Genomic DNA, 7491 nt, shown 5'->3' with positions numbered 1-7491 from the left:
TAACTACGTAGGCGCGCGGTGCCGCGAAATTTAAAAATTTTAGAATTTTAAAATTTCGCCCGCTTAAATTTAAAGCTCTAGCGCGAGCCGTGTTGCGCTGCGCGGTAAATTTAATGCGGCAGAAATTTTAAAAATCACGCCGCCGTTCACGCCAAAACCGACAAGGAGAGCTATGAGCTACTATATACAATGTGGTTGCGGCAAAAAGCTTACCAAAAAGCCGATGAAAACTCTAAGATGCCCAAGATGCGGCAGCATGTATAAAAAACAAAAGAAATTTATACTGGCGGTCTACATTTGCCTGCTTGTGTTTTTTGTGCTAGCATTTGCTTTTATCCCCGATAAAATGGGGCTTTTAGCATCCGTAGGCAGCGGGATAGGCGCATATATTATGTTTTTATGGATCGTAGATACTTTGAACTTCGATCTTTTGGACGCCGTGATACTGGTGGCGGGATTTTTGATTTTAGGCGGATTATATGGGGCATGGGGCGAGCCGCTCCTCGCCGGGCTCATAGCCATTTTATTTTGCGTAGGCGCGGCGGCGATTTTCGTAAAATTTTTTCCTTACGAGAGGCAAAAAATCAATGAAAACTAAGAAATTTCTCGCTACCATAGAGCGTTTGATTAAATTTTTAAAAAGTTAAAGCTCCAAAGGAAAAAGATGGATTTAAATATCGTTTACGGCGTGATTTTTGCGGTATTCGGCACCTGCGTGGGTTCGTTTTGCAACGTCCTGATCTACCGCCTGCCGCGCGGACAGAGCGTAAATTTCCCCGCTTCGCACTGCCCAAAATGTTCTCACGCTTTAAAATTTTACCACAACATTCCGCTGCTTTCGTGGCTCTTTTTGGGCGGTAAATGCGCCTTTTGTAAAACCAAAATTTCGATTCGCTACCCGATCGTCGAGCTTTTAGGCGGCGCGCTGGCGCTTGCGGCGTATTTCGGCGAGCCCGATCTTGCAAAAGCCGCGGTGCTCGGGCTTTGCTTTATCTTGCTTATGGCGCTTTCGGCGATCGATTTTGAGTATAAAGCCGTACCGGAGAGCCTTCTTTACGTAGTTACGGCGCTTTCGCTTGCTTATACGCTGATGTATGATTTTGATCTTAGCGGCGTGGGCGCGGCGGCGGGATACGCGGCGATATTTTTCGTGTTGCGCCTCATCGTCACCTTCGTGCTAAAGCGCGAAGCGATGGGAAGCGCGGATATTTTTATCGCGGGCGTTATGGGGGCGATTTTGGGCTGGAAGCTGGGCGGTATCTCGATCTACATCGGCGCGACTTTGACGCTGCCTGCGTATCTCATCGCGAACAAAAAGGGCTACGAGCTGCCGTTCGTGCCCTTTTTATCGATGGGGCTGCTTCTTACCTTTATCTTCAAAGATCAAATTTTAAGGCTCTTGGACATCATTTATGGATAGAGTGCAGCGCTATTTATTTAGCAATTTCGTCGGCTCCTTCGCGTCGCTTTTCAGCACGCTTTTTATCATAATGTCGATCGTCTTTTTTCTTCAGATCGCGCGCATTACGTCGTTTATCGAGATAAATTTTTCAGAGCTAGTCAAGCTCTATCTTTTCATGCTACCGCGCATACTCATATTTACGGTGCCGATCGCGTTTTTCGTAGCGCTTAGCATCTCGCTTTTTAGGCTCTCTAAAGAGAACGAAACCATCGTAATATTTACTATCGGCTACGCCACGCGCAAGATCGCGCTGTTTTTCGGCATAAGCGCCGCGCTGTGTTCTTTAGCGCTGCTTTTCGTATCGCTTTTTATGATGCCGATAGCCGAAAATTTAAAGGACAATTTCATCGATTACAAAAAAATTAGCGCGACGCTAAATATCAAATCCAACGAATTCGGGCAGAAATTCTCCGACTGGCTCGTTTTTATCGACTCGCAGGAAAACAACGGCACAAGCACGCTGTATAAGGATCTCGTGCTGTATAATCCTGGTGGCTCGCAGGATCACGAGCGGATGATCGTAGCGCGCAGCGGCGAGTTTAAAAACGAAAACGCGAGCTTTTCTGCGATGCTGCACGACGGCAAAATTTACACGATGGGCAGCGAGCAGTGGCACGTAAGCGAGTTTGAAAGCCTAACCCTGCGCACGCAAAGCGACCGCAATATCCGCGGCGGAGGTGGCGTGATCGGATACTGGAGTGATATGAGCGGCAGCGAAAAGCGCAGAAAAGAATTTAGCATCTACACCCTCGTCTCGCTCTTTCCGCTGGCGAGCTTTCTGTTTGCGCTAAGCCTCGGTATCGTGACCTATCGCTACGAAAAGGGCTTCGTTTACGCGGGGATCTTCGGCGTGCTTTTTAGCTACTTTGCACTGATCATGCTGCTCTCTAAATACCCAAGCATCGCGCTTCCCGTGACATTCGGCGTTACGCTTATCGGCTCGCTACTATACTACAGGATCAAAATTGCCCCGAGGTATTAAAAAAGACTCCGAGCTCTGCGACGGCGAAATTTTGAACAAAAGCTCGTCCGATCGAAATTTAGCGGATAAGATTTCGGCGAGCAAGCCTAACGCGTCTGAAATTTTGCGTGGCGTAAATTTAAAGCATGAAGCGCAAAACGACGAGCAGGTCTTTGTTTCAAAAGATGAGCTTTCAAATTTTAAAAATTCCGCTCTTGCAGATACGGCAAACGATACGGCTACCTATACTGCACCCGATTGTGGTTTGAATCACGAAAGAGCCAAGCGGAATTCGGACGCCGTTCGCGCCAAAAAGGCTGCGCGCGGGGCGGATTTAAATTCCGTTTGCAAAAATTCCGTCAATGTCGCCGCTTCGGATATTTGCGCGGCAAACGCTGCGAAAGCTAATGGGTCGAGCGGCGACGCTTTAAAAATCTATACGTCGCCCGTCGCAAAATTTTACACTACCCCTCCCGCGTCCGCCCGCGCTACAGACTCCCGCAAGGCAAATGCCGCCCACAAAGCGGACGCCCCCGCAAACACCCTCGCAAGCGCGTCCGAACTCAAAAATATTATTGAAAGCGCGCCTGCAAGCGACTTCACAGCGAGCGAACTTGCGCAAATCGGCAAAATAAGCGCCCTGCCAAATACCACTGCAGATACGTGCACCTTCGCAGCGAGCGCAAACTCCGAGCGCGTAAAGCTCAAGCTCGTCTATTCCTATGACGGCTCGAAATTTAGCGGCTCGCAGTCTCAGCCTCACGGGCGCGGCGTCGAGGACGTGCTACGCGCGGCTTTGGGGCGCGTGGGGATCTTTGCGCCGCTCATCAGCAGCTCGCGCACCGATAAAGGGGTGCACGCGCTGCGCCAGGTAAGCTGCGTCGAATGCACCGTGCATTGGGAGCTGTCGCGCCTAAAAGAGCTCATAAACCGCCACTGCGCGCCCTATATTTTTGTGCAACACATCAGCCAGGTACCGCGCGATTTTCATCCGCGTTACGATGCCGTAGCGCGCTGCTATCGCTACGTTTTAAACCACGGACGTCCAAGCCCCTTTCTTAGCGATTTTTGCGTGTTTTATCCGCGCGTGGATCTTGCCGCGCTCAATGCTGCGCTTGCAAATTTTGTCGGTGAGCACGATTTCAGCGAGTTTATGAAAAGCGGCAGCGATATAAAAAGCCCCGTACGCGAGCTCTGCGTCGCGCGCGCCTACTCTTTTAGAAATTTGACCTTGATAAATTTTAAAGCCAATGGATTTTTGCGAGCGCAGGTGCGGCTGATGGTCGCAAACGCCCTAAAATCCGTGCAGAGCGGGCGCAAGATCAGCTTCTCGCGAGCGCTTAGCAGAATCCCCTTTCCGCCGAACGGGTTGTATCTTAGCGGCGTGAGTTATTAAGGCTTGAAATTTATAGCGTTAAATTTTATCCACGGGCGTTTGGATTTCAGGCTTAGAATTTTATCGCGGTAAAATTTCGCATATCAGAGCAGATCGCCACCCTACTTTGATATTAAATCACCTGCACCACGATGTGTAAAATCGTAAATTTGCGCGAAATTCGATCTATTTTTATTAGAATTTTATAGAAATTTAGCAATACTTTCAAACTTTTAACTCAAAAAGGAGCAAAGATGAAAAAATTTTCTGTTGCTTTGGCCGGTTTGGCCTTACTAGCTAGCGTTTCAGGCGCTAAGGAGTTCATCAATATCGGCACCGGCGGTATGACCGGCACCTATTATCCGGTAGGAGGCGCGATTTGCCGCTTGGTAAATATGGATAAAAATATGAAATGCTCCGTGCAATCGACGGGCGGCTCGACGTATAACGTCAATAACGTGCTTAAAAAAGAGCTAAATTTCGGCTTCGTTCAAAGCGACGTCGTCTATGATAAATACAACGGTACGGGCAAATTCCAAGGCGCGGCGGATAAAAATTTACGCTCCGTAATTTCGATCTATCCGGAGCTTTTGGCTTTCGTAGTTTCTAAAGAGAGCGGCATCAAAGCTTACGGCGACGCTGCGGGTAAAAAGATCAATATCGGAAACCCGGGCAGCGGCAACGAGCTAACCAGCACGATAGTTTTTGAAAACTACGACTTCGATCTTAAAAAGCTCGCCCAACACGGCGTCTTAACCGCGCAAGAATGCCCGATGGCGCTAAAAGATAAGAAGATCGACGGATACTTCTACGTCGTAGGACATCCAACCGCAAATATCACCGATGCGGCGACTTCGCTTCCTATCGACTTAGTCGGCATCGACGATGAGCATATCAAAAAAATTCTAGAAAAATATCCATATTTTGCCAAAGGCGTGATCCCTGCGAAAATGTATGACGGCGTAGATCACGATACGCAGACTATCGGCGTAAAGGCCGTGCTCGTAACCGACGCTAGCCAAAGCGACGAGGCGGTTAGGGCGGTAGTTAAGGCAATACTTGATAATTTCGACGAGTACAAAAAGCTACACCCTGCGCTAAATTTAGTGAGCAAAGAATCTCTTTTAGAGGGGCTTAGCGCGCCGCTTCATCCTGCGGCAGAGGCGGTGTATAAAGAAGCCGGGTTGTTGAAATAGGCTAGTTGATGGAGAAATCTACACAAAAAGATGAGCAGGTTTTAGAGGTAAAGAGTAGAGAATTTACCTCTAAAAAGCTCTTCTGGCTCGTGACGCTGGTCTGCTTCGCGTGGTCGGTCTTTCAGCTTTACATCGCGTATTCTACGCTAAATACGAATATCGCGCGCTCGATCCACTTAGCGTTCGCTGTTTTTATAATTTTTTCGCTTTTTCCATTTCGCCCGCGCTCCAAGGCGCATTTTTACATCCCGTTTTACGATTATATTTTATTAATCGTCGGAGTCGCCGCGATCTTGTATCCTGCGATAGAATTTAACGGGCTAGCGCAGCGCCCGGGAAATTATCTAACCAGAGATATCGTAGCGGCCTTTATCGGGATTTTCATACTCTTTGAAGCAGGTCGCCGTATGATGGGGCCTGCGCTAGGTATTATCGCTTTTACCTTTCTTCTGTATTGCTACTTCGGTCCTTATATGCCAGATATCATCGCGCACCGCGGCGCAAGCTTTGAACTGCTTGCAGGGCATATGTTTTTAACTACAGAGGGCGTATTTGGCGTGCCGGTAGGGGTCAGCACCAGCTTCATCTATCTGTTCGTGCTATTCGGCGCGCTTTTGGAGCGAGCCGGAGCGGGGCAGTATTTTATAAACGTAGCGTTTGCGATTTTAGGTCGCTTCCGCGGAGGACCCGCCAAGGCTAGCGTAATCGCCAGCGGACTAACCGGCATGGTAAGCGGCAGCTCGACCGCAAACGTCGTGACGGTGGGCACCTTTACGATCCCGCTAATGAAAAAAGCGGGGCTTACCGCTACTAAGGCGGGCGCTATCGAGGTAGCCGCGGGCGTAAACGGGCAGCTTATGCCGCCTATCATGGGCGCTGCGGCGTTTATCATCGCGGAATTTTTAGGTATGAGCTACACCAACGTAATGATCGCGGCGGTGATCCCTGCCTTCGTCTGCTACGCGGGGTTATTTTTTATCGTGCATCTTGAAAGCTGCAAGTTGGGGCTTCATGGCAGCCGCGATTACGCCAAGGTTTCAAAGCTAAAAATTATATTTAGTGGCATTCATTACATAATACCGATTTTGGTGCTTCTTTTCACTCTATTGATTCTGAAAAAAAGCGCGATCTCTGCGGCGTTTAACTCGATCTGCGTGCTATTTTTAATAATGATCGTACAAGAGCCCGCTAAAAAAACGATATTTGGCGAAAAGGTTGGCAAGTCCGATTTTATCGTCGGCTTTGTCGATATCTTTTGGGCTATGGTGGGTGCTGCTAAAAACATGGTCACGGTAGCCGTTGCCACCGCGCTAGCGGGCATCATAATCGGCTCGATCTCGCTTACCGGGCTGGGACAGGTTCTTTCAGAGCTCGTAGAAGCGGTCGCGGGAAATAGCATAGTGCTGATACTTCTGATGACTGCGATAATGAGCCTTATTTTGGGCATGGGGCTTCCTACGACGGCGAATTATATCGTCGTTTCGAGCCTAATCGCTCCGGTGATTTTGATACTGGCGGATAAAAACGGCTTTCTAATCCCTGCGATCGCAGTGCATCTTTTTGTCTTTTATTTTGGAATTTTAGCCGACGATACGCCTCCCGTGGGTATCGCCGCATACGCTGCGGCGGGCATCGCAAAGGCAAATCCGGTAACCGTGGGACTTCAGGGCTTCGTGTATGATCTGCGCACTGCGGTGCTTCCGTTTGCGTTTTTCTTCAACAACAAGCTGCTTTTGATCCAAAGCATCGGCGATCCGATGGATTCAAAGAGCATCGTTTGGATCAGCGATCCACTGCAAATCGTGCTGATTTTTGCCACGGCGATCGTGGGTATGTTTGCTTTCAGCTCCTCGCTGCAGGGCTGGTTCGTAACAAAATGTAACCTGATAGAGCGCCTGCTATTGCTGCTAGTAACGCCGCTAATGCTGGTGCCTAATATCTGCGCGAAATTTATCGAGTTTATCCCGAGCGAATATGTAAGCTACGGCATCGGCGCTGCGATCTACGCGCTGATCTTTGCAAAGCAGTGGGTTTTAAGACCTAAAGACTCGGACAATACGCACGCCGAAAATAGCGCACCTGCGGCGTAAAATCAAATTTGATCCCGCTAAATTTTAAGATAAATTTGCGGGATCTTATTAAATTTATCTTCTTGCTTTTTATTCTTGCACCAGGATTTTAAATTTGAATCGACTCTTTGTTCTAAATTTAAATCCGTCTATCTAAACTACTCAAAATTTTAAATTGCGCCGAAGCGATTATGTCCCTTAGTAAGATAAATTTATTCATACGAAGCTACTGTGTTAAAACTATCGTTTACTAAATCCATGCTTGTCTATATGATTATCGCAAGCCGCAGGATACGTGAAATCAATAGAGCAAAGCCGTTTTCGCGTTGCCTGCCTTCGATAGTTTAAAATATACACGTCCACAAAAGCGAAAATGATTCTTAGAGCAGATAAAATCAAAACTGTGCAAAATTTCTTCAAAACGATTT

Annotated in this window: 6 protein-coding genes; all 6 read left to right on the top strand. The window is 48.1% G+C overall.

Annotated elements, in window-relative coordinates:
• Window positions 1-172 precede the first annotated feature (172 nt).
• The 6 genes from Q0620_RS04705 (at window position 173) to Q0620_RS04680 (ending at window position 7084) form a co-directional block, all read left to right on the top strand.
• Window positions 173-598: a hypothetical protein gene (locus tag Q0620_RS04705; RefSeq protein WP_298783406.1), complete on the top strand. Its 426-nt coding sequence runs from the start codon at window positions 173-175 to the stop codon at window positions 596-598.
• Between the two features lie 66 nt (window positions 599-664).
• Entirely contained in the window at window positions 665-1420 is a 756-nt protein-coding gene (locus Q0620_RS04700) for an A24 family peptidase (RefSeq protein WP_298783405.1), read from the top strand.
• Window positions 1413-2444 (top strand): LptF/LptG family permease, encoded by a 1032-nt coding sequence (locus Q0620_RS04695; protein WP_298783404.1) that lies wholly within the window; start codon window positions 1413-1415, stop codon window positions 2442-2444. The genes Q0620_RS04700 and Q0620_RS04695 overlap by 8 nt, the downstream gene beginning before the upstream one ends.
• 619 nt (window positions 2445-3063) lie before the next feature.
• On the top strand, window positions 3064-3819 hold the full coding sequence (truA, locus tag Q0620_RS04690) for a tRNA pseudouridine(38-40) synthase TruA (protein WP_298783407.1): 756 nt from the start codon (window positions 3064-3066) through the stop codon (window positions 3817-3819).
• A 233-nt stretch (window positions 3820-4052) separates the two neighbouring features.
• Window positions 4053-4994, top strand: a complete 942-nt coding sequence (locus tag Q0620_RS04685) for a TAXI family TRAP transporter solute-binding subunit (RefSeq protein ID WP_005873238.1) — start codon at window positions 4053-4055, stop codon at window positions 4992-4994.
• Between the two features lie 8 nt (window positions 4995-5002).
• Entirely contained in the window at window positions 5003-7084 is a 2082-nt protein-coding gene (locus tag Q0620_RS04680) for a TRAP transporter permease (protein ID WP_298783403.1), read from the top strand.
• The last annotated feature ends 407 nt before the right edge of the window (window positions 7085-7491 follow it).

It is taken from the genome of uncultured Campylobacter sp. (assembly GCF_938017615.1).
Taxonomy (GTDB): domain Bacteria; phylum Campylobacterota; class Campylobacteria; order Campylobacterales; family Campylobacteraceae; genus Campylobacter_B.
This window is presented reverse-complemented; position numbering and strand designations above follow the sequence as displayed.

Bases quoted from the DNA above. Each gene is read 5' to 3' on its own strand.
- Q0620_RS04705 (WP_298783406.1), top strand. From the start codon at position 173: ATGAGCTACTATATACAATGTGGTTGCGGCAAAAAGCTTACCAAAAAG.
- Q0620_RS04700 (WP_298783405.1), top strand. From the start codon at position 665: ATGGATTTAAATATCGTTTACGGCGTGATTTTTGCGGTATTCGGCACC.
- Q0620_RS04695 (WP_298783404.1), top strand. From the start codon at position 1,413: ATGGATAGAGTGCAGCGCTATTTATTTAGCAATTTCGTCGGCTCCTTC.
- Q0620_RS04685 (WP_005873238.1), top strand. From the start codon at position 4,053: ATGAAAAAATTTTCTGTTGCTTTGGCCGGTTTGGCCTTACTAGCTAGC.
- Q0620_RS04680 (WP_298783403.1), top strand. From the start codon at position 5,003: ATGGAGAAATCTACACAAAAAGATGAGCAGGTTTTAGAGGTAAAGAGT.